This window comes from Mesorhizobium sp. P3_B5 (assembly GCF_056402815.1).
Genome location: NZ_JBFUGR010000002.1, coordinates 714346 through 738552 on the forward strand (window position 1 = coordinate 714346; position 24207 = coordinate 738552).

Consider the following 24207-nt stretch of genomic DNA (forward strand, 5'->3'; position numbering starts at 1 on the left):
TGGTAGTCGATCATGTTTGGTAAAAGAGGCTCTGACGACAGCAACCGGTTCACCCCGGAGTTCCGCCAGCCAGCACCGGCACCTGCCCCTGCAGCTCCGGCGGCTGCAACTGCGGAAACGGCGGTTCTGGCCCGGCCTGCGGCAACGCCTCAGGCTGTTGCGCCGCCGGCGCGCCGCGCGGTCGAGGCGCCGCCGTTGGCGGCGGAGCCGAAAAGAGTCCAGCGCGAAAAGAGCGAAACCTACTACGACACCAAGAGCCAGGTTTTCTCCGCGCTCATCGACACCATCGACCTGTCGCAGCTAGCCAAGCTCGACCCCGAGAGTGCGCGCGAGGAAATCCGCGACATCGTCAACGACATCATTGCGATCAAGAATTTCGCAATGTCGATCGCCGAGCAGGAAGAACTGCTCGAGGACATCTGCAACGACGTGCTCGGCTACGGGCCGCTGGAGCCATTGCTTGCCCGCGACGACATCGCCGACATCATGGTCAACGGCTCCAAGAACGTCTACATCGAAGTCAACGGCAAGGTCGAACAGACCGGCATCCGCTTCCGCGACAATCAGCAGCTGCTCAACATCTGTCAGCGCATCGTCAGCCAGGTTGGCCGCCGCGTCGATGAATCGAGCCCGATCTGCGATGCGCGCCTTCCCGACGGTTCGCGCGTCAACGTCATCGCGCCGCCGCTCTCCATCGACGGCACCGCGCTCACCATCCGCAAGTTCAAGAAGGACAAGCTGACGCTCGACCAGCTGGTCAAGTTCGGCGCCATCTCGCCGTCGGGCGCCGAGATCCTCAAGATCATCGGCCGTGTCCGCTGCAACATCGTCATCTCGGGCGGTACCGGCTCGGGCAAGACGACCCTGCTCAACTGCCTGACCAACTATATCGACCGCGAGGAACGCGTCATCACCTGTGAAGACTCGGCCGAGTTGCAATTGCAGCAGCCGCATGTCGTCCGTCTCGAAACGCGCCCGCCCAACCTCGAGGGCGAGGGCGAGGTGACCATGCGCGACCTGGTCAAGAACTGCCTGCGCATGCGGCCCGAGCGCATCATCGTCGGCGAAGTGCGCGGACCGGAAGTCTTCGACCTTCTGCAGGCGATGAACACCGGTCACGACGGCTCGATGGGAACGATCCACTCGAACAGCCCGCGCGAATGCCTGAACCGTATCGAATCGATGATCGCCATGGGCGGCTTCTCGCTGCCGCAAAAGACCGTGCGCGAGATCGTCGTCGGTTCCATCGACGTCATCATCCAGGCGGCACGCCTTCGCGACGGATCGCGGCGCATCACCCACATCACCGAAGTGATTGGCATGGAAGGCGACGTCATCATCACGCAGGATGTCGTGCTCTACAACATCAAGGGCGAGGACGCGAATGGCAGGCTGCTGGGCGAGCATGTGTCGACCGGCATCGGCCGTCCGCATTTCTGGGATCGCGCGCGCTACTACGGCGAGGAACAGCGCCTCGCCGCTGCGCTCGAGTCCATGGAGAAGCGCGCTGACTGACGCATCTGGAGGCGTAGGGGCTCTGATCAATGTTCGGAATTGACGGCACCATACTGGCATTCATCGTGCTCGCCGGCTTCAGCGCAGGCGCGGTCGCCTATGCTTTCCTGTTCACCCGCATCACCAATGAGAAGCAGGTCGGCAAGCGGCTTGAGACGATCAAGACCGCCGAGACCGATAGGTCCGTCGTCAAGGCTTCGCGCGATCGCGCCGCCGAAGCAGTCAAGCGGAAGAAAACCGTTCAGGATTCGCTGAAAAATCTCGACCAAAAGCAGAAATCCAAGGACCGCATGGTCAAGAAGCCGCCGCTGAAGGCCCAGATCCGTCAGGCCGGCATGCAGGTTTCCATGGAACGCTTTTACATCTACTCCGTTGTCTGCGGCATCGTGCTCACGGTTCTTGCCTATTTCGCCGGTGCGCCGCCGCTGGCCTTGCCAGGTGCGTTGCTGGCCGGAGCGTTCGGCCTGCCGCGCTGGTTCGTTTCGTTTCGCCGCGCGCGCCGGGTCAAGGCTTTCCTCAACGAATTTCCGAACGCGCTCGACATCATCGTGCGTGCGGTCAAATCCGGCCTGCCATTGAACGACGCCGTTCGCCTGATCGCCAACGAATCTCCCGAGCCGGTCAGGACCGAGTTCCGTCGTATCGTCGATTCCCAGCAGATGGGCCTGTCGATCCCTGATGCCACCTTGCGCATGGCCGAAACGATGCCGTGCACCGAGGCAAGCTTCTTCGGCATCGTCATCCAGATCCAGTCTCAGGCCGGCGGCAATCTCTCCGAGGCGCTGGGCAATCTTTCGCGCGTGCTGCGCGACCGCAAGAAGATGAAGGCCAAGGTTCAGGCGCTGTCCATGGAAGCGAAGGCCTCCGCCGTCATCATCGGCGCGCTGCCCTTCGTCGTCGCGCTTCTCGTCTACCTGTCGAGCCCCAACTATATCATGCCGCTGTTCGTCACCAGCACCGGCAATCTGATCCTCGGCTGCGCCGGAGTCTGGATGTCGATCGGCATCCTGGTGATGCGCAAGATGATGAACTTCGAAGTCTAGGATTTCGCGCCAATGACCGACCAAGTCGTCAAATCCCTTACCGACCCCGCCTTCCTGATCGCCTTGCTGGTCGGCATCGCGGTGTTTGCGACCGTCTTCACGCTGTTGCCCGCCCTTAGCGGCAATCAGCTCAAGGCGCGCATGAAATCGGTGGCGCTCGAGCGTGATGAATTGCGTGCAAAACAGCGCGCGCGGCTTGCCACCGAAGCCGATCGCCGCCGCAAGGGTCTGCGCGAGGAACAATCGATCGGCATGCGCAACATCGTCGACCGGCTGGATCTGAGGCGCGCTTTGGCCGACGAAGGGACGCTGCAGAAGCTTAAGGTGGCGGGCTTTCGCGGACAAAACCCGCTGACGCGCTTCCTTTTCTTCCGCCTGGTCCTGCCCTTTGTCGGCTTCGGTCTGGCTGCCGTCTACCTGTTCGTGCTTGGCGGGCTGCCGGATCGGCCGCCTTTCGTGAAAGTGTTCGTCTGCATTCTCGTCGCCTATGGCGGCTTCTATGCGCCGATCCTGTACGTCAACAATCGTGCTGCCAAGCGCAAGCAGTCGATCCAGATGGCGTGGCCGGATGCGCTCGACCTGATGCTGATCTGCGTTGAGTCTGGCATGTCGGTGGAGGCGGCGCTTCACAAGGTTGCCGACGAGATCGGCGCCCAGTCGGTGGCGCTGGCGGAAGAATTCATCCTCACCAACGCCGAGCTCTCCTATCTGCAGGAACGCAAGCAGGCATACGAAAACCTGGCAAACCGCACCGGTCTGGAATCGGTGAAGTCGGTGACCCAGGCGCTGGTCCAGGCCGAGCGCTATGGCACGCCGGTGGCGCACGCGCTGCGCGTGCTTGCCGCCGAAAGCCGCGACATGCGCATGAACGCGGCCGAGAAGAAGGCCGCCGCCCTGCCGCCGAAGCTGACCGTGCCGATGATCCTGTTCTTCCTGCCGGTGCTTTTCGCCATCATTCTGGGACCCGCCGGCATGCAGGTAAGCCAGCGTGGCATCTTCGGCGACCAGCATAAGGCCAGCCAGTAGGCGTCATCGAAATCTGCGAAGCCACGAATCAACACGAAAGCCGCGCTGCTCACGCAGCGCGGCTTTTGCATTTTAAGGCATATGCTTGAGAGTTGGAGGCCTGGCCGGTTTGACGCAGAGGCGTTTGCGCTCAGTTGGTCGCCGGCTTCGTCTTGTCCTGATCCTTCAACTGGCTCCAGGCATTCTGCTGGGCAAGCATCTGGCGAAGGTAGGCGACATTGGCTTGCGCCTGATCGGGCGACAACTCCTGCGAAGCAATCTTCTCAGCCTCGTCGAAGCGCCCCTGCAGGCCTACGACCAGCGCCAGGTTCTGGCGCACGCGGCTGTCGGCGTTCGGCTGCTGGGCGGCCGAACGCATATAGGTCTCGGCCGTGCGAAGGTCGCCCTCCAGCACATAGGACATGCCGAGATTGGAAAGAATCGAGGGTTCGTTCGGCTTGAGGTCGAGCGCCTTGCGGTAATCCTGGCGGGCTTCGTCTTTCTGGCCGAGCTGGTCGAGAATGGCGGCCTCCGCCGACACCAGCCGCCAGTCCGGATATTCCGGCGTCTGCGCGCGGCGCACGGCGTCGAGCGCTTGCTCGAACTGGCCGTTGGCGGCGAGCGCCTTGCCATAGGCGGCGAGCACGCTGCGATCCTTCGGCAGCGCTATCGCCAGCTTGCGCATCACGGCGAGCGACTGGTCGGCGTCGCCGTCCATCTGCAATGCCGCCGCATAATTTATCGCTATGCGCTTGTCGTCGGGGTTTCGGGCATAGGATTCGCCGAGCGCGGTCGTGGCGGTGTGCAGTTCGCCCGCCGACATGGTTTCCAGCGGCTTGCCGCTGGTGCGCCCGATGGAGCCGGTGGTGAACTTGCTGGTGCCGCAACCGGCAACGCCGGCCGCTAGTGCCATCATCAATGCCGTGGTGATCAACCGTTTTCCCGTGGCGTTCGTTGTGCGGTTGGTCGGCATGGGCACCTGGGTCTCCATTCATATGCGTGGCCATTGCCTGGCCATCTTCCCTCCCGCAGAAATATTCTGTTAACCCTAACGGACAGTTAAGAAACGCCGACTCGAAAAGCCGCGCGCGGAGAACGTCGAATGCCTGTCGAACTCGTCGAAACGAAACCGAAGGCCGCGTTGCCGGTCCATCTGGTCGCCAAAGGCGGTCTGGAAGCGGCGGGCCTTGCGCCGTCCTCGATCGCCTGGGCCAGCGCCAATGGCTTTTCCGGCGAGGCGGGCAGAACGCTTGTCATGCCTGGTGAGAACGGCGCTGTTGCCGGCGCGCTATTCGGTACCGGCGATGACGACGGCGCGCTTGCAGTCGGCGCGCTGGCGCGCGCCCTGCCGGAAGGCGACTGGTATTTCGCCACCACCCCGGCTGAGCCGGAACTTGCCGCCATCGCGCTGGTGCTCGGCGGCTATGTCTTTACGCGTTATGGCAAGAAGCCAGGCAAGGCGCTGCGCTTCGAGCTGCCCTCCGGTGTCGATGCGGCGCGTGTTCGCCGCACCGCCGAGGGTGTTTTCCTGACCCGCGACCTGGTCAACACGCCGACCAGCGACATGGGGCCGGACGAGCTGGAGAAGGCGGTGCGGACCCTGGCCGCGGCGCACAAGGCCGAGATATCAGTGATCAAGGGCGACGAATTGCTCAAGCAGAATTTTCCGATGATCCACGCGGTCGGCCGCGCCTCAGTGGGTGCGCCACGCCTGATCGACATGGCATGGGGACCGAAGAACGCGCCGAAGCTGACATTGGTCGGCAAGGGCGTCTGCTTCGACACTGGCGGCCTCGACATCAAGCCGTCTTCGGGCATGCTGTTGATGAAGAAGGATATGGGCGGCGCCGCCAACGTGCTGGGCCTCGCCTCGATGATCATGGCCGCCGGCTTGAAGGTCCGGCTGCGCGCGCTCATCCCCGCGGTCGAGAATTCGATCGCCGGCAACGCCTTCCGGCCCGGCGATGTGCTTACCAGCCGCAAGGGCACCACCGTCGAGATCGGCAACACGGACGCTGAAGGGAGACTGGTGCTGGCGGATGCCCTGGCGCTGGCCGACGACGAGGAGCCGCAGCTGCTCATCGACATGGCGACGCTGACCGGGGCCGCGCGTGTCGCGCTCGGACCCGATCTGCCGCCCTTCTACACCGATGACGACAAGCTGGCGTCGGACCTGGCGGCGGCTTCGGTCGCGGTCGAGGATCCGCTGTGGCGAATGCCGCTGTGGCGGCCCTACGACGCAAAACTGTCGTCGAAGATCGCCGACATCAACAACGTCACCACGGACGGTTTTGCCGGCTCGATCACGGCGGCACTCTTCCTGAAGCGCTTCGTAGAGAAGACCGCTGCCTGGGCGCATTTCGACATCTTCGCCTGGAACCCGTCCGATCGCCCGTATGGTCCGGCAGGCGGCGAGGCGCAAGCCATCCGCGCGCTGGAACGGATCATCTCGAATCGCTTTGGCTAACCTTGCGCGCAGAGCGAGCAAAGTTACCCAAGACTGAAACGGAACCGAAACAATTTGCCGTCATGCTGGCGCGATGTCGATTTCCATGCGCCCGAGCCAGGCTTTGCGACTGTGGCAGCAGGTGATGCTGTCGCAGGTGCGTGAGGACGCGCCCGATCTGACGATGCGCCAGACCGCGATCCTGTTCACCATCTATCTTGACCCGCCGCCGCATACGGTGCGCGGGCTCGCCGCCCGGCTCGCCGTCACCAAGCCGGTCATCACCCGGGCGCTCGACACGATGGGCGCGCTGAAACTGGTGTCGCGCCACCGCGACGAACTCGACAAGCGCAACGTGCTGGTCAAGCGCACCGTCGAAGGCGCGCTCTTTGTCGAGCGCTTTGGCGATGGTATCATCGCCCGAGCCCACGAATTGCCCATCTAAGCATGATCCCGAAAAGTGGGAACCGGTTTTCGGAAAAGATCATGCTCAAACAAGTCAATCTGACAGAGTTGCCGATTTGACCGCCAGGGATGCCCGCCTTCACGCCTTCCGCTCCGATCTCGCCGATGCAAGGCTGAAGGGCGAGGTCGTCGCGGACCATTTTGTCGCCGGCCGGCCGGCGCGCATTGCCGCCTCCGTCGCCGATGTGCGCAAGGCGCCGCGCCCCGATGCCGGCGTTAACACGCAACTTCTGTTGGGCGACGACGTCCTTGTCTTCGAGGTCGCCGAGGGCTGGGCCTGGATCCAGGCCGAGCGCGACGGCTATGTCGGCTATGTCGCCGATACAATGCTGGGCGGGCGCGACCATGCGCCCACCCACATCGTCTCGGTACCGCGCACCTTCCTCTATCCCGGTCCGGATCTCAGGTTTCCGCTGAGTGGCCAACTGTCGATGGGATCGACAGTCACGGTAACGGGGGCCGCCGAAACGCGCGGCACGCACTATGCGCTGCTGCCCTCCGGCGAGGCGCTCATCGCGGGCCATCTGCGGCCTGTCGCTGAAGCTGCCGCCGACTATGTCGCGGTTGCGGAGACCTTCCTCGGCACACCCTATCTCTGGGGCGGCACCTCCGGCTTCGGCATAGACTGTTCCGGCCTCGTCCAGTTGGCGATGCGCATGGCCGGCAGGAACGTGCTGCGCGATTCCGACATGCAGGCAGCAAACCTCGGCGAGTCGCTCGATCCAGGCGCGGATTTTGCCGGGCTGCGGCGCGGCGACCTTGTGTTCTGGAAGGGCCATGTCGCGGTCATGACCGATCCTGAAACAATGATCCACGCCAACGGCCACACCATGCTGGTATCGCGCGAAGGGCTGAAAGAGGCGATCGCCCGCATCGGCTATCTCTATGGTGCCCCGACCGGGTTTCGGCGGCCTTAGCGCCTCTTCCTTCGCCCCATTCACGGGGAGAAGGTGCCCGACGGGCGGATGAGGGGCGGCGCGAGCTTTCGGAAGTTCGCGCTGCCCCTCACCTGCCTGCCGGCATCCTCTCCCCCTAAACGGGGCGAGGGACGCTCTTCGATCACCTTTTGTTCCGATTCTGCTTGGCGATTGCGCGCGCTCGCGCTACCTCTGGCGGGTGACAGAGCAGCCGCGCCTTGCCGAACAGAATGCCGCCGTGGCCCTGCCCGAGCCGTTCATCAGATGGTTTGGGGAAAAAGGCTGGTCGCCGCGCGCCCATCAGGTCGAATTGCTGGCAAGGGCGCAAGCCGGGCAGTCGGTGCTGCTGATTGCGCCGACCGGCGCCGGCAAGACGCTGGCCGGGTTCATGCCTTCGCTGACCGAGCTCGCCAATCGTCCCAGGCGAAAACCGGGGCAGGCGCATCGCGGCATCCACACGCTCTACATTTCGCCGCTGAAGGCGCTGGCCGTCGACATCGAGCGCAATCTCGGCAAGCCGGTGGAAGAGATCGGCCTGCCGGTCACCATCGAGACGCGCACTGGCGACACGCCGGCGCACAAGCGCCAGCGGCAGAAGCTGGTGCCGCCCGACATCCTGTTGACCACGCCCGAGCAACTGGCGTTGCTGATCGCGGCACCCGACGCCAGGCGCTTCTTCGAAGACCTACGTTTCGTCGTGCTCGATGAGTTGCATTCGCTGGTGATCTCGAAGCGCGGACATCTGCTGGCGCTCGGGCTGGCGCGGTTGCGCAGCATCGTTCCTGGCCTGCAGACCATTGGATTGTCTGCGACGGTGGCCGAGCCGGATCAATTGCGCTGCTGGCTCGTCAGCCAGAACCCACAGGGCGCTATGGCCGGGCTGATCACCGTCACCGGCGGCGCCAGGCCGGACATCTCCATCCTCGATTCGCAGGAGCGTGTGCCGTGGTCCGGGCACTCGGCCCGCTACGCCATTCCCGAAATCTATGAGGCGATCAAGCGTCATCGCACGACGCTGCTGTTCGTCAACACCCGCAGTCAGGCCGAATTGCTTTTCCAGGAGCTGTGGCGGTCCAACGAGGACTCGCTGCCGATCGCCTTGCATCATGGGTCGCTCGATGTCGGCCAGCGCCGGCGCGTCGAAAAGGCAATGGGCGACAACGCGCTGCGCGCCATCGTCGCCACCTCGACGCTCGATCTCGGCATCGACTGGGGCGATGTCGACCTGGTCGTGCATGTCGGTGCTCCCAAGGGCGCCAGCCGGCTGGCGCAGCGCATCGGCCGCGCCAATCACCGCATGGACGAGCCGTCAAAGGCGATCCTGATCCCGGCCAACCGCTTTGAGGTGCTGGAGTGCCGGGCAGCGTTGGACGCCAACTATCTCGGCGCGCAGGACACGCCGCCGCTGATCAATGGCGCGCTCGACGTGCTGTCGCAGCACGTGCTGGGCGTCGCCTGCGGCGCGCCCTTCAATGCCGATCTTCTCTTTGAAGAGGTGCGCAGTGCCGCGCCGTACGCTGGGCTGGAGCGCGAGACGTTCGACCGCGTCGTCGATTTCGTCGCCACCGGCGGCTACGCGCTAAAGAATTATGAACGCTACGCCCGCATTCGCCAGACCAAGGACGGGCTGTGGCGCGTCTCCAATCCGCGTATTGCGCAGCAATACCGGCTGAACGTTGGCACCATCGTCGAGATGCCTGAGCTCAATGTCCGCTATGTCAGGCAGGGACGGGGCATGGCCGGGCGCGGCGGCCCGGTGCTCGGCAAGATCGAGGAGTATTTTGCCGAGACGTTGCGGCCCGGGGACAATTTCCTGTTCGCCGGCAAGGTGCTGCACTTCGAAGGCATCCGGGAAAACGAATGCGTCGTCTCCAACGGCGCCGGCGCCAACATCATCGTGCCGTCCTATGCCGGCGGCAAGTTTCCGCTGTCGACCTATCTCGCCGACCAGGTGCGCGGCATGCTGGCTGACAGCGATCGCTGGCAGGCACTGCCCGAACAGGTCGCCGACTGGCTGCGCCTGCAGAAGGAAAAGTCGGTGCTGCCGAAGCGCGGCGACCTGCTGGTCGAGACCTTTCCGCGCGGCAACCGCCACTACATGGTCGCCTATCCCTTCGAAGGGCGGCTGGCGCACCAGACGCTCGGCATGCTTCTGACGCGCCGGCTGGAGCGCGCCAATGCTCGGCCGCTCGGCTTCGTCGCCACCGACTATTCGCTGGCCGTCTGGGCGCTGGACGACATGGCAGCGTTGTTCAAAGCGAAGAAGCCGTCGCTGGCCGCTCTGTTCGACGAGGACATGCTGGGGGACGATCTCGAGGCCTGGCTGAACGACAGCTGGATGCTGAAGCGCACCTTCCGCAATTGCGCCGTAATCGCCGGGCTGATCGAAAAGCGCTTTCCCGGCCAGGAGAAGAGCGGCCGGCAGGTGACGGTGTCGGCCGACCTAATTTACGATGTGCTGCGCAGCCACGAGCCGGACCATATTCTGCTGCAGGCGACGCGCACCGACGCCTCGTCCGGGCTGCTCGATGTCAGCAGACTTGCCGAGATGCTCTCGCGTGTCCGTGGTCGAATCATGCATAAGCATCTCGACCAGATTTCGCCGCTGGCGGTGCCGATCATGCTCGAGATAGGCAAGGAGTCGGTGAATGGCGGCGCCAATGAATCGCTGTTGATGGAAGCCGCCGATCTGGTCGAGGAGGCGATGGGCCAAAGATGAGTTTTGGATTGAGATGAATTTTTCGCTGGCACGCGCATCGCTGATCGCCGAGGCCGACATGGTCGGCATCGCCGGCGAGCGCGCGGTCTGCGATCCGCGTGGCGTGCTCTATTTCCCGGACCTCAGGTTGCTGGCGGTGTCCGACCTGCATCTGGAAAAGGGCTCGTCGCTCGCCCGCCGCGGCACGCTCATCCCGCCTTACGACACCGGCGCGACCTTGCTGCGGCTGCAGGCGGTGATATCGGATTATCAGCCGACGATCGTCATCAGCCTGGGCGACAGCTTCCACGATGGCGGCGGCGCCGAGCGCATGCATGCAAGCTTCCGCGAGCGGCTGGAAGCGCTGATATCAGGCCGCGACTGGTTCTGGGTCGCTGGCAATCATGACCCGGATGCGCCGGCTGACCTGCCCGGCGAAACCGTGCGCGAACTGGCCATAGGGTCGCTGCTGTTTCGGCACGAACCTTCAGCGGTGAGGGTGGAAGGCGAAGTCGCCGGCCACCTGCATCCCTGCGCCCGCATCGTCCAGCGTGGCCGCTCGGTGCGGCGGCGCTGCTTTGCCGGCGACGGCGGCCGTATGATCATGCCGGCTTTCGGCGCCTATACCGGCTCGCTCAACGTACTCGACCGCGCCTATGCCGGGCTGTTCCGGCTGGAGACGCTGATGGCCTACATGCTCGGCAGCGACCGCATCTTCGCCATCTCCCGCTCGATGCTGCGGCCGGGTTGAACTCTACCGACCGTAGTAGAGTGTCACGGTGTGCTTCGCTTCGGCGAAGAACAGCCAGCGCTCGACCAGCATGCCGGCGAATTGGGCGATGGCGGCGAGCGCCGAAACCACCGCCGCGAACGGCCATGGCAAGGCGAAAGCGGCGACCAGCAGCATGACGGGCAGCGCGAAAGCCAGAACCTGCGTGATCTGGCGCAGCCGCACGCTGTGCTTGCGCGCAATGCGAAAGCCCATTTCCTTGAGCAAATAGTTTTCCTCGGTATGCGGCCACTCAAGCGACCGCACCGTACCACCCGCGAGCCCGGTCGCGGTGTTGGCGTTGGTCGGGATTTCCAGCGCATCATTGTAGTGCCATGTCGCCAGCTTCCAGCCCCAGCCAAGCAAGATCAGCAGCAGCGAAGATGCCAGAAGCATGGTCGAGCCCAAGCCGAACCCTCGCAGCAGCGCGTTCAAAATCACGCTGCCGGTCATCGCCGAAAAGATCAGATAGGCCGGCAAGGTATGGCGGCTGTGCCATTGGGCGATCGGCTTCAGCGAGGCATAGATCATGCCGGTGGTGCAGACAGTGACAACCGCGCCGACAGCCGACAGCACCCCGGCGATGGCCACCCAGCCGTCGGTGCGGCCGAAAAACACCCAGCCGATGCCGAACAGCCCTGCCGGGATAAAGGTGGCGACCGAGGCAACGCCTTCGCGCGACAGCCATGAGCTTCGCCATTGCGAGAATGCCCGCCAGGCGCGTTCGGGTCTTCCGAGATGTCCGGCCGACGACAACAGGCCGGCCGCGATCAAACCAAGCGCCAATCCCATGCCGACCAGTCCCAGCCAGAAATCCGGCGGGATAAACCCTTGGCCGGCGAGCACGCCAAGCAGCGCGAGCAGGCCGTAGCCGGCGCCCGTGGCGGTGGTGAAGAAGACGACGGAAAAGGCTGGATGCATGGATGTCAGTTCGAAAGCATGCGGTCGACCCAGCCAAGGAACCCGCCCTCGGCCCGCACGGTTTCGAGCGCCGGTGCGGCCACCGATGCGGCGCGTGTGGTGTGGGCGCGCGGCGGCAGGTACTTGTTGGTCGGCTTGTAGCCCATCTCCGGCATCAGGTCGACGCCGCCACGCTCGGCCACCAGCAGCGAGACCGCCGACAGCGGATCGCCGAGATCGCCGAAATGCCGGGCGCTGGTCGGGCATGCGGCGACGCAGGCCGGCACGCGGTCTTCCTCCGCCAGATTGTCATTGTAGATGCGGTCGACGCACAGCGTGCATTTCTTCATCACACCGACATCGGTGTCGAATTCGCGCGCGCCATAGGGGCAGGCCCAGCTGCACAATTTGCAGCCGATGCATTTGTCCTCGTCGATCAGCACGATGCCGTCCGAGGCTCGCTTGTAGGAGGCGCCGGTCGGGCAGACGGTGACGCAGGCCGGCGTCTCGCAATGCAGGCAGGAGCGTGGAAAATTGACCGTGCGCCCGCCCATCTCCGTTGTGTGCTCGTAGCTGTGGACACGGTTGAACCAGACGCCGTCGACGTTGCCGCCATAGGGATCGATGTCGGTCAGCGGCGCCATGTGGCCGCCGGTGTTCCATTCCTTGCAAGCGGTGACGCAGGCCTGGCAGCCGACGCAAGTGTCGAGGTCGATCACCAGGCCGAGCTTCTTGTCGGTATGTGCGGGAAGACAGGTCATTCGGCGGCCTCTCTTGCTCGGCGGAATTCGGCCCCGAAAGTCAGCTTGTCGGGCGAAGGCTCGAAATGCGGCGGCTGCTGAAAACGCTCGAATTGCGGCTCGGTGAAGCCGGCTTCCTCGGTCGCGCATTTGACGATGCGCACGCGCAGGTCGAACCATGCCGCCTGGCCGGTGACCGGGTCGGAATTCGAATAGCGCTTGCCGTTGGCGTCGGCAGAAGTCTGGTCGCCGATGATGTGATTGAGCAGGAAGCCGCGGTTGGATTCCGCCGCATCGTCCTTCAGCCCCCAGCTGCCGCGCCTTTTGCCGATGGCGTTCCATGTCCAGACCGTATCCGCATTGACGCCGTCGACCAGCTTGATCTGTCCCTTGACCTTGCCGTTGATGCTCTCGACCCACACCCAGTCGTCATCGACCAGCCCGAGGCCGGCCGCAGTCTGGTGATGCACGAACAGCCGGTTCTGGCTGGTGATCTGCCGCAGCCAGGCGTTCTGCGAACCCCAGGAGTGATACATGTGCATCGGCCGCTGCGTCAGTGCATGCAGCGGATACTTTTGCAGGTCGACCGATGCCTCTTCGAAAGGCGCGTACCAGAAGGGCAGCGGGTCCATATAGGTCTCGATGCGGCCGCGCTCGGCTTCCGGCGGCAGCACCTTTCCATGGCCGCGCGCGGCAAGGCGAAAACGCTGCAGCGGCTCGGAATAAAGCTGGAAGACGATCGGCTCGGCTTTCGGGATGAAACCCATGCTTTCCGCGAAGTCCAGATAGGAGCGGTTGGCCATCTTGTAGTAGCGCTGGTCGTCGGCAAAATCGTGATGCCAGAAGCCGCCATTGTCGATGTAGCGCTGCAACTGGTCAGGATTGACCTCGCCTCTGCCGATCGAGGTCCCGTCCTTGCCGCGCCAGCCGGCAAGCGGGCCGATGCCCGGCGTGCGTTCATGGTTGACGATGTAGTCGGCATAATCGCGGTATTTGGCCGTGCCGTCGTCATTAACGAAACCGGGCAGGCCGAGCCGCGCGCCGAGCTCGATCAAAACCGTCTGGAACGGCCTGACGTCGCGGTCCGGCTCGATCACCGGGTGACGGATCGCATCGCCCGGCCCGTCGGCATGGCTGATCGGCCGGTCGAGCAGGCTGATGCAGTCATGCCGTTCGAGATAGGTGGTGTCCGGCAGCACCAGATCGGCGAACGGCACGGTCTCGGAATAATAGGCGTCGGAATAGATGATGAAGGGAATCCTATAGTTGCCGTCTTCATCGCTGTCGGTCAGCATCGCCATCGTCTCGACGGTGTTCATCGACGAGTTCCAGGCCATGTTCGACATGTACATGAATAGCGTGTCGATCCTGTAGGGGTCGCCGGCCCAGGCGTTGCGGATCACCGTGTGCATGAGGCCATGCGCGGCAAGCGGCGCGTCCCAGGAATAGGCCTTGTCGATACGAACGGGCACGCCGGCATCATCGACCAGCAGATCGTCCGGCCCGCAGACGAAACCGAGCGGCATGCCCTCGAGCGGCATCATCGGCCTGACATTCTTGCCGGCGGGCCTCAATTCCGGCGGCGCCGATCGGGGGTAGGGCGGCTTGAAGCGAAATCCGCCGGGAACATCCACCGTGCCGAGCAGCACCTGCAGCAGATGGATGGCGCGGCATGTATGAAAACCGTTCGAATGGGCCGAGATGCCGCGCATCGCATGCATCGAGACCGGCCGCCCCTTGATCGTCTCGTGCTGACGCCCGGCCCAGTCGGTCCACGCTATCGGCAGTTCGATGGTCTGCTCGAAGGCGACATGCGCCAGTTCGGCGGCGATCCGCCGGATCGTGTCGGCAGGGATGCCGCAGCGTGCGGCGACCGCATCCGGCGCGTAGCTTTCCTCGAGATAGCGGTCGGCGACAAGCTGGAAGACAGGCACGCAGCGGCGGCCGTCTATGGTGAAACTGCCGGTCAACGCCGGTTTCGCCTCGGCGTCGGTGGCGTTGACTGGCGTCTTCGCCACTCTGTCCCAGGCCAGCGGATTGCCGTCGCCGTCGCGCACGAACAGGCCGTCATCGGCAGCGCCCGGGTCCTGGATGACGAGCATGTGAGCGTTGGTGTAGCGCAGCAGATAATCGAGATCGACGCGGCCGGCTTTCAGCAATTCATGGATGAGCGCGAAGACGAACAGCCCGTCGGTGCCGGGCCGGATGCCGATCCAGTCATCGGCAATGGCGTTATAGCCGGTGCGGCACGGGTTGATCGAAACCACCTTGGCGCCGCGCGCCTTGAGCTTGCCCAAGCCGATCTTGATCGGATTGGAATCATGGTCCTCGGCGACGCCGAACAGCATGAAGTATCTGGTGTTGTCCCAATCGGGTTCGCCGAACTCCCAGAACGAGCCGCCGATCGTGTAGAGGCCACCGGCTGCCATGTTGACCGAGCAGAAGCCGCCATGGGCGGCGAAGTTCGGCGTGCCGAACTGGCTCGCCCACCAGCCGGTCAGCGATTGCGACTGGTCGCGCCCGGTGAAGAAAGCAAGCTTTTTGGGATCGGTTCGGCGGATGTTGGAAAGCCTGTCAGTGGCGATGGAAAGCGCTTCTTCCCATTCGATTTCGCGAAACTCGCCCGAGCCGCGCGGGCCGCTGCGCAACAGCGGCTTCTTCAGCCGCGCCGGGCTGTAGTGCTGCATGATGCCGGCGCTGCCCTTGCCGCACAGCACGCCGCGATTGACCGGATGGTCCTTGTTGCCGTTGATGTAGCGGACCTTGCCGTCCTTGAGGTGGACGTCGATGCCGCAGCGGCAGGCGCACATATAGCAGGTGGTCTTGGCGATGCTGTCGGAGATGCTGGGCGAGGTGTCGACGCCATCGCCCTCGTCGGGTGCGCGCGTGTCGGCAAGCGGCCGTTGCGACGGTGCGGAATTGGCGCCGCGTGGCGCTGCGTGCCTCATGATCCGGGCGCGCTTTTGCGGTCCGCGTTCTTGGCTCTCGTCTTGGGTCCGGGACCGCGCATATAGTGCTGCTCAGGGTGGTAGCGTTCGCCGGCGACGCGCCGCCTCAGGCTGCGCGTCCAGTGTGCGAACAAAGACTTGAACCGCCCCATCAATTTCTAACCCTCGCGACTCAGCCGCGATATTTTTCCAATTCCGAGCAGAAACTTAGAACAAAGCAATCGATCTGTCTAACAAGTTGCTCTTGTAATTCCGATCGAATTTGTTTCTTAATTCGTCATGACTCTCGATCAGTTGCGCATCTTCGTCGCCGTCGCCGAGCGCGGCCATATGACCAGGGCGGCAGAGTTGCTGGGCATCTCCCAGTCGGCGGCGTCGGCCGCCATCCGCTCGCTCGAACAGCAGCACGGCGTAAAACTGTTCAACCGGGTCGGCCGCAACATCGAGTTGGCGCAGACCGGGCTCAGGTTCCTGCCCGAGGCCAAGGCCGTTCTCGAGCGCGCCGCTGCCGCCAACAATGTGCTGGAGCATGTCTCGCAGACGATATCAGGCAGCCTGTCGATAGCCGCCAGCCAGACCATCGCCAGCTACTGGCTGCCGCGCCGGCTGGCCACCTTCCACGAAGCCTACCCCGCCGTCAGGCTGAGCGTCACCATCGGCAACACCAGGCAGGTCGAGACCAACGTTCTCGACGGCACAGCGGATTTCGGCCTGGTCGAGGGGCGCACCGAATCCGACATTCTTCGACGCGCCAAGGTCGACGTCGATTGCATGGTTCTGGTCGTGGGGCGTTCGCATCCCGAGATCGCCGAACTGTCGCACGGGCATCCCGACATCAAAGGACTGCGCTGGATCATCCGCGAAGCCGGCTCGGGAACGCGCGAGGTGCTGGAGGATATTGCAGGTCGCGAAGGGATTTCGTTCGCCGAGCTGCAGATATTTCTGGTGTTGCCCAGCAACGAGGCCATTCGTCAGGCGGTCGAGGCCGGCGCCGGCGCCACCATCATCTCGGAACTCGTCGTCGCGCGCGCGGTTGCCGAGGGCAGTTTGCGCGCGGTGCCGATCGACCTGCCGAAGCGCGATTTCGCCATGATCACCCACCGCGACAGGCAGGCGAGCCTCGCGCAGATGGCGCTCAAGGCGCATCTGGGCACGAAAGTGCCGGAATAGACTGCGCTAGCCGAACTTCCGCTGGGCATCCAACGCCAGGCCAAGCCCGACCGAGCCGAACATGTCGCCTTCGATGACTGATGCTTGCGGGACCAGCGCCAGGATCTGCTGCCTGGCCAGCGGGATGGCCGTCGATCCGCCGGTCAGGAAGACCGCGGTGATGTCGGACGGTTTCACCTGCGCATCTTGAATGGTCTGCGCCACCGTGGCGGTCACCCGCTCGATGTCCCGGTCAATCGTTGATTCCAGCCCGGCTCGCGTGATTTCGGCGGCGAACTTTACCCCCGACAGCGCGACCGTCACATCGGTCGATAACCGGTCGGTCAGCTCGATCTTGGCCTTCTCGACCAGCGCCGCCAGCGCGTGCCCGTAACGGTGCTCGACGATGTGGATGAAGCGGTCGACCAGGTCGGCGCGTTCGGCCTCATAGCGGATCTGGCGCAGATGCGTCATCGCCCTGGCAGTATAGACCAGGTTGATGCGCTGCCATGTCGCCAGATCGATGAAGTAGCTGGCCGGCAGATTGCGCTTGCCGTCCTTGGTCGGCGTCAGATAGCCGAGCTGCGGCATCACATGGGCGATGCTCAAAAGCCGGTCGAAATCGGTGCCGCCGATATGGACGCCGCGGCTGGCCAGGATGTCGTCCTTCCGATCGAGCGAGCGGGCGCGCTGAGGCGAGACCCGTACGATCGAAAAGTCCGACGTGCCGCCGCCCATGTCGACGATCAGCGCCAGCTCCTCCTTCGCCACCTTCTGCTCGTAGTCGAGCGCGGCTGCGATCGGCTCGAACTGGAAGGCAATGTGCTTGAAGCCTTGCGCGCGGGCGGCGTGTTCGAGTTCACCCTCGGCCTTGGCATCCGCCGCGGCATCATCGTCGACGAACTGCACCGGACGGCCGAGCACCACGCTCTCGACCGTGTCCTTTGCATCTTCCTCCAGCCGCTTCTTCAGATGTCCCAGGAACAGCCCGACAATCTCCATGAAACCGATCGAGCGCGACTTGATGCGCGTCTTTTCACGGGCAAGCGAGCTGCCGAGCACGCTCTTCAGCGAGCGCATCAGGCGGCCTTCGATGCTGTCAGTGTAGTTGGCGATGGCGTGGCGGCCGTAATAGGTGCGGTTGTCCTCGAAATTGAAGAACACCGCGCTTGGCAGCGTCACCTGGCCGTCCTCCAGCGCCACCAGCCGCGGTTGGCCGTTCCTGACCACGCCCACGGTGGAATTTGACGTGCCGAAGTCGATACCGCCGAATGCTGGTCGCATGGCCTGTTCCTGTAATTGCCTTTGGCGAGCGCCATGGGAAAGCGCGCATCCGGGGACCGGACTGCTCTACCGAACCGAATTGTTTGTATGTGCCGGGTGGCTGGGAGAGCGCGGTCTAGCGCATGACCCTCAAAAGGGAAACCGTTTTTCGGAGAAAGCCGATCCTAATCGCGCCGGAAGATCAGTCTTCCGAGCCAGCCTGTCACCATGGCCAGCGACACCGCAAAGACGCCATAGAGGAAGGAGTAATCATGGGCGACGCGAAAGACTGATTGCTCGAAACCCGACTTGCGGATCTCGAGCTGGGCGGAGCTTTCCTTGATGAACAGGCCGCTCTTGAACAGGAAGGCCCGCGCCTTGTGGGTGCCGACCGGGACATTCGGCGCCAGTCGCACCGTGGCGCGGAACAGGTTCTGCGACAGGAACTGCACGCCGCCGACATTTTCGCTGTAGAGCCCCGTCGCCGACTTGCGCTCGCGCAGCGCTGTCGTGAATTCTTCGATCGTCGCCGGGCTGTCACCTTCGTCGGTCGGCTGCATGTAGAGGTTGGAGGCGCCGAGCGACAACTGCTTGTAGCTGTTCGGTTCGGTGATGTCCTGCAGCGGGCGCGTCGTTGCTACCGAATAGGACATCGGCACGTTCTCGAAGGTTTCCGACTGCAGATTGACCCAGACGCCGAGCACCCGGTCCTTGCGGCGCACCACCACCGGCCGCGCCGGCCCTTCGAGCACGACGATGACGTCGTAGCGGCCCTGGCGCGCGACCAGCGGGTCGGCGTTTTCCAGTGAGCCGAAGATGGTGAGGTCAGCGCCGGAAAAGCCGGCGGTGATCGACACGGCATCGGTCGACAGGCCGATCTGGATGCTCTCGGTCGGCAGTGTCTGCCCGTTTGCTGAGGAGGTGGCGGCGAGCAGCGACAGAAATGCAGCGGCCACGAACGTCTTCAACCCCGCCATCAGCTAACGCCCGCGGCGGTCAGCGAGTAGAGGTTGGGCGGCGTGACGAAGAGGTCGATGGCAAGCCGGATGGCGACCGCCAGCACCAGCAGCGCCAGCAGCGCGCGGAGCTGTTCGCCGCGCAGCTTCTGCCCGGCCTTGGCGCCATATTGCGCACCGGCGACGCCGCCGGCCATCAGCAGGAAGGCGAGCATGACGTCGACGGTCTGGTTGGTCGTGGCGTGAACCAGCGTGGTGTAGGCCGAGGTGAAGATGATCTGGAACAGCGAGGTGCCGATGACGACATTGGTCGGCACTTTCAGGAGATAGATCAGCGCCGGCACCATGATGAAGCCGCCGCCGACGCCCATGATCGACGACAGGAAGCCGATGCCGGCACCAAGGCCCAGCACCGGGATGACGCTGACGAACAGTTTCGAGGCGCGGAAGCGCATTTTCAGCGGCAGCCGGTGGATCCAGTTGTGCTGGCCGGATTTCTTCAGCACCGGTGCGGCACCACTGCGGGTGGCACGCAGCGCATTGACGCTCTCGACCAGCATCAGCCCGCCGACGGTGCCGAGCAGCACGACATAGAGCAGCGAGATGAACAGGTCGAGCTGGCCAAGCCGTCGCAGGAAGGCAAAGACGAAGATGCCGCCAGTGGAGCCGACGATGCCGCCGGCCAGAAGCACGCCGCCGAGCTTGAAGTCGAGCGTGCCGCGCTTCATGTGCGACAGCGCCCCGGAGAAGGAAGAGGCGATGACCTGGTTGGCGCCGGTGGCGACCGCGATCGCCGGTGGAATGTTGTAGAAGATCAGCAGCGGGGTGATGAGGAAGCCGCCGCCCACCCCGAACATACCCGACAGGAAACCCACCGCCGCGCCCATGGCCAGCAGCACGAAGACGTTGACGGAAATTTCCGCGATCGGGAGATAGATGCCCACCCGTCAGTCTCGATCAGTGTGCCCTCGGCGAATGCAACCGTTGCGGGCATTTTGCGCCGAAAAGCTAAATTGTTCTTGCGCCGGCAAGGCCGCGAAGTCAAACCTCGCCACGACGCCGAAACAAAAAACATCTCAATCAGTTAACAGGCAAATGTGTGGCAAGGGCGTCGCATAAGCGACGCATCTGCCGTTATTTGTGCGCAAGCAGCGCCTTGACCAGTTTTTCGTCGATCTCGCCGGTCGCTTTCATCTTGTTGTCGGTCTGGAACGCCATGATGGCGTCCTTGGTCTTCTGGCCGATCACACCGTCGGCGCCGCCGGCGTCGTAGCCATTCTTGTTGAGAATGAGCTGGATGTTCGTGACTGCCTTCTTCATGTCGATGCTGGCGGTCGTCTGCGGCGCGCCTTCCTGCCATGATTCAGGGATGTCGGCCGAGTTGGACGCCGGATCGAGCGGCTTCGGCTTCCACAGATCAGTGGCGGCGCGTGCGCGCTCCAGCTGCTCGGGCCGCAGCGCAGCGGCGATCTCGTCGCGTTTGGCCGCCGCGTCCTTGTCGCCGGTCTTGGCGACGAGCGCGAACCATTTGTAGGATTCTTCCAGGTTCTGCTTCATGCCGACGCCCTTGGCTGCCAGGATGCCGAGATTGAACTGGCTGTCCTTGACGCCGACGTCGGCGGCGGCCTGGAACCAGTGCGCCGCCGACTCATTGTCGGTGACGCCGTCCGCGGCCATGGCGAACAGCACGGCCAGATTGTGCATGGCGCTGGCATTGCCCTGCTCGGCGGCGAGCTGGTACCAGGTCTTCGACTTCTTGATGTCGCGGGCGACGCCGATGCCCTTTTCGTAGAAATTGCCGATGCGGTATTCGGCCGGAGCAAAGCCGAGCTCGGCCGATTTCTCGTACCATTTGGCCGCCGCCGCCATGTCTTCCTTGACGCCGCGCGATTCGGCATAGCGCGAGCCGATCTCGAACAGCGCCTTGGCGTCGCCGCCGGCAGCCGCGTCGCGCAAGGCGGCCGGGCCGGCATCGGCCGGGATGTCGATCTTGGCGGTGGCCGTGGTCGCCGAAGCGTTGGTAGGCGGAACCGCGCCGGTCGTATCCTGGGAAGGGGCTGGCGTGGCGGCCATCGGCTGGGTTTCAGTGTCAGACGCCGCCGGTCCGGCAGCGGCCGGAACAGCCGAGGCCGTCGCGTCCATTGCAGGAGCTGCCGCATCGGCAGACGGTGCCGAAGCCGTCGGCGCCGAAACCGGCGCGGCGACATCATCCATCGGTGCTTCGGTGTTTGATGGCATGGCCGAGGCAATTTGCGCCGGCATCTCGTCCTTGGCTGCCGGTTCGGTGGGCTCTGCTTGCCGGACCATGCGGGCCGGGGCGTCCTGCACGGCCGCCGGCGTTTCTGCCTTCGGCTCGTTCGTGGTGACCGAAGCCGTTTTCACCGGCTGTGCGGCAACGATCGGCGCCACATCATTGCCGGCCACTTCGACCGGGTCGGCGAAGAAGGCCTTGCCCAGTTGCAGGCCAGCAAGCGCCAGCATGATCGCAATGGCTCCCATAAGGATCGGCTTGCGCCGCGCCTTGAGCAGGTCGCCGATCCGCAGTGCCTTTACCGGACCTTTCATCGTCGACTGGCGTTTCAGGGCCTCGGCCTCGGCGGCAGCGGCCTGCGCGGCGCGCCTGGCTGCGGCAATAAAATCGGATTTCGACGCATCTGTATCGCTGTGCCGCACCGGCTGGCCGCGCTCGTCGCGCACGCGCTTCATGATTGCGTTGAGGTCAGGTGCGCCCGAGCCGGGTTCCAGAGGCCGGTTGGCGAGCTTCGGATCGAGCGGCTCGTCGAGATCAACGCTCGGAATGTCGACATTGGGCGCCGAGCCTGGAAGCGGCGGGATGTCTGCCTGCTTCTTTCCCTTGAAGGCGCGTGCCAGTCCGCCAAACATCGACGTCTTGCGGCCGGGCTGGCCGCTCCTTTCCGGGATGGCGTCCGAGCCGAGCGCCGCCATGGCGGCAGCAGCTGCGGCTTCGGCTGGCGAGCGCGGCCCCGGTTCGCCACGCGTAACCGGTTCGCTACGCGCAACCGGTTCGCTGCGTACATCCGGGTCGCCATGCGTAACCAGGTCGCCATCCGCACCTAACTCGTTGCGCATGATGGCAGCGGCGCGGCCGTCGAGGTCGGCCATGTCGCCCGTCAGCGGCTGCGGCTGGTCGATATCCATCGACGGCGGATCCTGCACCGCGATCTTGGAGGTGCGGGTCGCCCGGACCGTGCGTGCACGCGCCGGCGCGGCCGCATCGACGAGTTCGCTCACCGCCTCGATCGGCTCGTTGGTTTCCAGCGAGCCCAGGCGATCGACGATCTTGAGCAGAGTGTCGTGGATGGCCTCGAACGTCCGCGAATTGCGTTCGTCGGAACGGCGGGTCAGCGATTCGAGTGTCTTCAGATCCTGGGCGAGGCCGGCAACGGCTGCCGTATTGGCGCTGGACCCGGCCATCGTGCGCACAGCACTCTCGGCCGCCTCGCGCGCCGCACCCAGGATCGAATCGCGGGTTCCGGCCAGCGACTTTTCGATTTCGTTGAGGCGAGGGCTGATGTCCTCGAATTCCGGCAATGGTGTGCCGGGCTTGGACAGATGCGCCGACAGGCCCGAGACCTGCGCCTCGAGGCTGCGGATCAGTGCCGGGTCGATGCCGGCCACCTGTGCCGCCGACGATTCCAGCCGGCTTGAAATGTCTTCGAGCCGGCTTTCCAGGCCACGGATCGCCGCCTCGTTGGCGGGGTCCGGCGCGCGCGTCTCCATGCGCTTGGCCAGCGCCGTGAAGCGGGCGTCGATGGCGTCCATGATACCGGCGCCGTCGACTTGCGGCGTGCGTTGGTCCAGCCGGTCGGCAACTTCGTCCAACCGCCGTTCGAGATCGCGAAACAGCATATTGCCCTGTTCGATCGCGTCACCCTGGCGGCGTTCCATCATGCCGGACAAAACGTCGAAACGCTGCTCCAGCCCCTGGAAAATATAGTCGGCGTCCGGCATGGCCGGGGCGCGCTCGATCTTGTCGGCGATCAAGGCGATCTGCTTGCCGAGGCGCTCCATCGCTTGTTCCGGCAGATTGGCTCGGCCGGCGAGATCGTCGACCCGGTCCGACAGCATATTGAGGCGGTCGATGACTTCGCCGCTCGGGCGATCCTGCGTGACTTCCTCGATCTGCTGGGCAAGCGAGGCGATCCGCTTTTCGATGCGCTCAAAGAGCTCGGGATCGACGGTATTGGCCTGGGCGGCGACGGTCGAGGCGACGATCGCGCGGGAAATCTCGTCAAGCCGCTCGTCGATCATGCCGAACGTATCGCTGCCGCGATTGTCCTGCTGGCTGGCGAAATGATCGACGGCGCCGGCAAGCGTGCGAACCTTTTCCTCGAGCGAACGCAGCGACAGCGATTCCGGCAGATTGTTGACAGCGTTGCTGATCTGCTCCAGCCGGTCGGTCAGCATCGAAAAGCCGGGCGCGTCCGACCGCTGGCGCTGGTCGGCGTCGACGCGATCCTCGAAAGCGCTCCAGCGCCGGTCGAAATCGTCCCAGCGGCGGTCGACCGCCTGCACGCTCTCCTCGCGCGCCAGCGTGTCGAGCGCGGCCTTGACCTGTTCCAGTTCGAGCCGCAGCATGTTGACGCTTCTGTCGTCGCTCTTTTCGGCCAGCGTCTGGATCGCGCCGGAAAGCCGCTCAAATTCGACGCCGAGTTCGGCGCTGCCCTTGCCCGACTGGCCGCCCGATTGGCTGCTTGCCTGGAAGGCCCGTTCGATGTCCTTGCGCAGCGCGTCGAATTCGCGCTGCAGGCCGACGGTCATCTGGTGGCGCAGTTCCTCGCGCAGGCCGCGCAGTTCGCCGGCGATCTTGCCGACCACCGCGACGCTGTCTTCCTGGCCGCGCACGCGGTCGATGTCGCGGGCGATCGTCTGGTATTTCTGATCGAAGGCGGGTGCTGCCGATGCCGGGCTATTCAGCCGCGGCGCGGGATGCGGATCCTCATACCAGCGTGGCTGGCCGTAGGGCTGGGCGCTGGCATAGCGCGGCTCGGCGCCGGGGCGGCGCGGATCGACCCGCTCTGCCCTGTCCTCGCGCGTCCGCTCCAGCCGCTGTTCCAGCGTTTCCAGCGAACGGTTCAGCTCTTCAAGTGCGGCATGCGGCCTGCGCTGCCTGCCGGCGTTGAGTGTATCGAGATAGGACCGCTTGCTGTTCATCGATGCGCCCGTTTTTCAGAATTGCTGGCTTGCAACCAGTTTTCCCCAAAGTCCCTGCCGGAACCGAAGGCGCCCGCAGCCTTGCTGCGGTGGAAGACAGGCTTCCCGGGGTTCTCACCCGCGCTCCGAAAAACCGTGAAAAATTCGATACAGGATAAACACGGGTAACCGACATGCGCACATTTCGCCCAACGTGGTAAACAACGCGTTAACCAAGC

The 24207-nt window shown here is 64.2% G+C and carries 17 protein-coding genes; 9 read left to right on the forward strand and 8 right to left on the reverse strand.

What is annotated here, in order from left to right; genetic code table 11:
* The first annotated feature begins 12 nt into the window (after nt 1-12).
* Genes AC1DVW_RS08375 through AC1DVW_RS08385 form a run of 3 tightly spaced genes read left to right on the forward strand, consistent with a single transcriptional unit; the run spans nt 13 to nt 3584 of the window.
* Entirely contained in the window at nt 13-1515 is a 1503-nt protein-coding gene (locus tag AC1DVW_RS08375) for a CpaF family protein (RefSeq protein WP_477322334.1), read from the forward strand.
* A gap of 29 nt (nt 1516-1544) precedes the next feature.
* Nucleotides 1545-2558, forward strand: a complete 1014-nt coding sequence (locus AC1DVW_RS08380) for a type II secretion system F family protein (protein WP_477322336.1) — start codon at nt 1545-1547, stop codon at nt 2556-2558.
* Between the two features lie 12 nt (nt 2559-2570).
* On the forward strand, nt 2571-3584 hold the full coding sequence (locus AC1DVW_RS08385) for a type II secretion system F family protein (RefSeq protein WP_477322338.1): 1014 nt from the start codon (nt 2571-2573) through the stop codon (nt 3582-3584).
* Between the two features lie 130 nt (nt 3585-3714).
* Here AC1DVW_RS08385 and AC1DVW_RS08390 read toward each other — a convergent pair whose 3' ends face one another.
* A complete protein-coding gene (locus AC1DVW_RS08390) occupies nt 3715-4536 on the reverse strand; it encodes a tetratricopeptide repeat protein (RefSeq protein WP_477322662.1) in 822 nt (273 codons plus the stop codon).
* A 129-nt stretch (nt 4537-4665) separates the two neighbouring features.
* On the opposite strand from AC1DVW_RS08390, the gene AC1DVW_RS08395 reads away from it, so the two are divergent.
* The 5 genes from AC1DVW_RS08395 to pdeM all read left to right on the forward strand — a co-directional run bounded on the left by AC1DVW_RS08395 (nt 4666) and on the right by pdeM (nt 10840).
* The gene (locus tag AC1DVW_RS08395; RefSeq protein WP_477322340.1) at nt 4666-6030 is read left to right on the forward strand and encodes a leucyl aminopeptidase family protein; all 1365 of its coding nucleotides are present in this window, start codon (nt 4666-4668) and stop codon (nt 6028-6030) included.
* Nucleotides 6031-6103: 73 nt separating this feature from the next.
* Nucleotides 6104-6454 (forward strand): MarR family winged helix-turn-helix transcriptional regulator, encoded by a 351-nt coding sequence (locus tag AC1DVW_RS08400; protein ID WP_477241691.1) that lies wholly within the window; start codon nt 6104-6106, stop codon nt 6452-6454.
* Between the two features lie 76 nt (nt 6455-6530).
* On the forward strand, nt 6531-7391 hold the full coding sequence (locus AC1DVW_RS08405; RefSeq protein ID WP_477322342.1) for a C40 family peptidase: 861 nt from the start codon (nt 6531-6533) through the stop codon (nt 7389-7391).
* Between the two features lie 199 nt (nt 7392-7590).
* Entirely contained in the window at nt 7591-10110 is a 2520-nt protein-coding gene (locus AC1DVW_RS08410; RefSeq protein ID WP_477322344.1) for a ligase-associated DNA damage response DEXH box helicase, read from the forward strand.
* Between the two features lie 13 nt (nt 10111-10123).
* Nucleotides 10124-10840 carry a ligase-associated DNA damage response endonuclease PdeM gene (gene pdeM / locus AC1DVW_RS08415; RefSeq protein WP_477322346.1) on the forward strand — a complete coding sequence of 239 codons (717 nt, stop codon included), beginning with the start codon at nt 10124-10126 and terminating at the stop codon, nt 10838-10840.
* Between the two features lie 3 nt (nt 10841-10843).
* On the opposite strand, the gene AC1DVW_RS08420 is transcribed toward pdeM, so the two are convergent.
* The 3 genes from AC1DVW_RS08420 to AC1DVW_RS08430 are packed head-to-tail and all read right to left on the reverse strand — an operon-like array spanning nt 10844 to nt 15446.
* Complete coding sequence (locus tag AC1DVW_RS08420; protein WP_477275469.1) at nt 10844-11779, reverse strand: dimethyl sulfoxide reductase anchor subunit family protein; 936 nt, start codon at nt 11777-11779, stop codon at nt 10844-10846.
* Between the two features lie 5 nt (nt 11780-11784).
* A complete protein-coding gene (locus AC1DVW_RS08425; protein WP_477241699.1) occupies nt 11785-12519 on the reverse strand; it encodes a 4Fe-4S dicluster domain-containing protein in 735 nt (244 codons plus the stop codon).
* Nucleotides 12516-15446 carry a molybdopterin oxidoreductase family protein gene (locus AC1DVW_RS08430; RefSeq protein WP_477275467.1) on the reverse strand — a complete coding sequence of 977 codons (2931 nt, stop codon included), beginning with the start codon at nt 15444-15446 and terminating at the stop codon, nt 12516-12518. Before AC1DVW_RS08430 ends, AC1DVW_RS08425 begins: the two co-directional genes overlap by 4 nt.
* Before the next feature lie 279 nt (nt 15447-15725).
* Here AC1DVW_RS08430 and AC1DVW_RS08435 point away from each other — a divergent pair, with 279 nt between their 5' ends.
* Nucleotides 15726-16616 (forward strand): LysR substrate-binding domain-containing protein, encoded by an 891-nt coding sequence (locus tag AC1DVW_RS08435; protein WP_477275465.1) that lies wholly within the window; start codon nt 15726-15728, stop codon nt 16614-16616.
* A 6-nt stretch (nt 16617-16622) separates the two neighbouring features.
* Here the strand turns inward: AC1DVW_RS08435 and AC1DVW_RS08440 are convergent, their stop codons facing one another.
* The 4 genes from AC1DVW_RS08440 to AC1DVW_RS08455 form a co-directional block, all read right to left on the reverse strand.
* On the reverse strand, nt 16623-17879 hold the full coding sequence (locus tag AC1DVW_RS08440) for an Hsp70 family protein (RefSeq protein WP_477275463.1): 1257 nt from the start codon (nt 17877-17879) through the stop codon (nt 16623-16625).
* A gap of 164 nt (nt 17880-18043) precedes the next feature.
* On the reverse strand, nt 18044-18835 hold the full coding sequence (locus tag AC1DVW_RS08445) for a TIGR02186 family protein (protein WP_477241707.1): 792 nt from the start codon (nt 18833-18835) through the stop codon (nt 18044-18046).
* Complete coding sequence (locus AC1DVW_RS08450; RefSeq protein WP_477241709.1) at nt 18835-19758, reverse strand: sulfite exporter TauE/SafE family protein; 924 nt, start codon at nt 19756-19758, stop codon at nt 18835-18837. Before AC1DVW_RS08450 ends, AC1DVW_RS08445 begins: the two co-directional genes overlap by 1 nt.
* Nucleotides 19759-19948: 190 nt before the next feature.
* On the reverse strand, nt 19949-23989 hold the full coding sequence (locus AC1DVW_RS08455) for a peptidoglycan-binding protein (protein ID WP_477322348.1): 4041 nt from the start codon (nt 23987-23989) through the stop codon (nt 19949-19951).
* Nucleotides 23990-24207 lie beyond the last annotated feature (218 nt).

Bases quoted from the DNA above. Each gene is read 5' to 3' on its own strand.
- AC1DVW_RS08455 (WP_477322348.1), bottom strand. From the start codon at position 23,989: ATGAACAGCAAGCGGTCCTATCTCGATACACTCAACGCCGGCAGGCAG.
- AC1DVW_RS08420 (WP_477275469.1), bottom strand. From the start codon at position 11,779: ATGCATCCAGCCTTTTCCGTCGTCTTCTTCACCACCGCCACGGGCGCC.
- AC1DVW_RS08430 (WP_477275467.1), bottom strand. From the start codon at position 15,446: ATGAGGCACGCAGCGCCACGCGGCGCCAATTCCGCACCGTCGCAACGG.
- AC1DVW_RS08385 (WP_477322338.1), top strand. From the start codon at position 2,571: ATGACCGACCAAGTCGTCAAATCCCTTACCGACCCCGCCTTCCTGATC.
- AC1DVW_RS08425 (WP_477241699.1), bottom strand. From the start codon at position 12,519: ATGACCTGTCTTCCCGCACATACCGACAAGAAGCTCGGCCTGGTGATC.
- AC1DVW_RS08435 (WP_477275465.1), top strand. From the start codon at position 15,726: ATGACTCTCGATCAGTTGCGCATCTTCGTCGCCGTCGCCGAGCGCGGC.
- AC1DVW_RS08400 (WP_477241691.1), top strand. From the start codon at position 6,104: ATGTCGATTTCCATGCGCCCGAGCCAGGCTTTGCGACTGTGGCAGCAG.
- AC1DVW_RS08380 (WP_477322336.1), top strand. From the start codon at position 1,545: ATGTTCGGAATTGACGGCACCATACTGGCATTCATCGTGCTCGCCGGC.
- AC1DVW_RS08375 (WP_477322334.1), top strand. From the start codon at position 13: ATGTTTGGTAAAAGAGGCTCTGACGACAGCAACCGGTTCACCCCGGAG.
- AC1DVW_RS08440 (WP_477275463.1), bottom strand. From the start codon at position 17,879: ATGCGACCAGCATTCGGCGGTATCGACTTCGGCACGTCAAATTCCACC.
- AC1DVW_RS08395 (WP_477322340.1), top strand. From the start codon at position 4,666: ATGCCTGTCGAACTCGTCGAAACGAAACCGAAGGCCGCGTTGCCGGTC.
- pdeM (WP_477322346.1), top strand. From the start codon at position 10,124: ATGAATTTTTCGCTGGCACGCGCATCGCTGATCGCCGAGGCCGACATG.
- AC1DVW_RS08390 (WP_477322662.1), bottom strand. From the start codon at position 4,536: ATGCCGACCAACCGCACAACGAACGCCACGGGAAAACGGTTGATCACC.
- AC1DVW_RS08445 (WP_477241707.1), bottom strand. From the start codon at position 18,835: ATGGCGGGGTTGAAGACGTTCGTGGCCGCTGCATTTCTGTCGCTGCTC.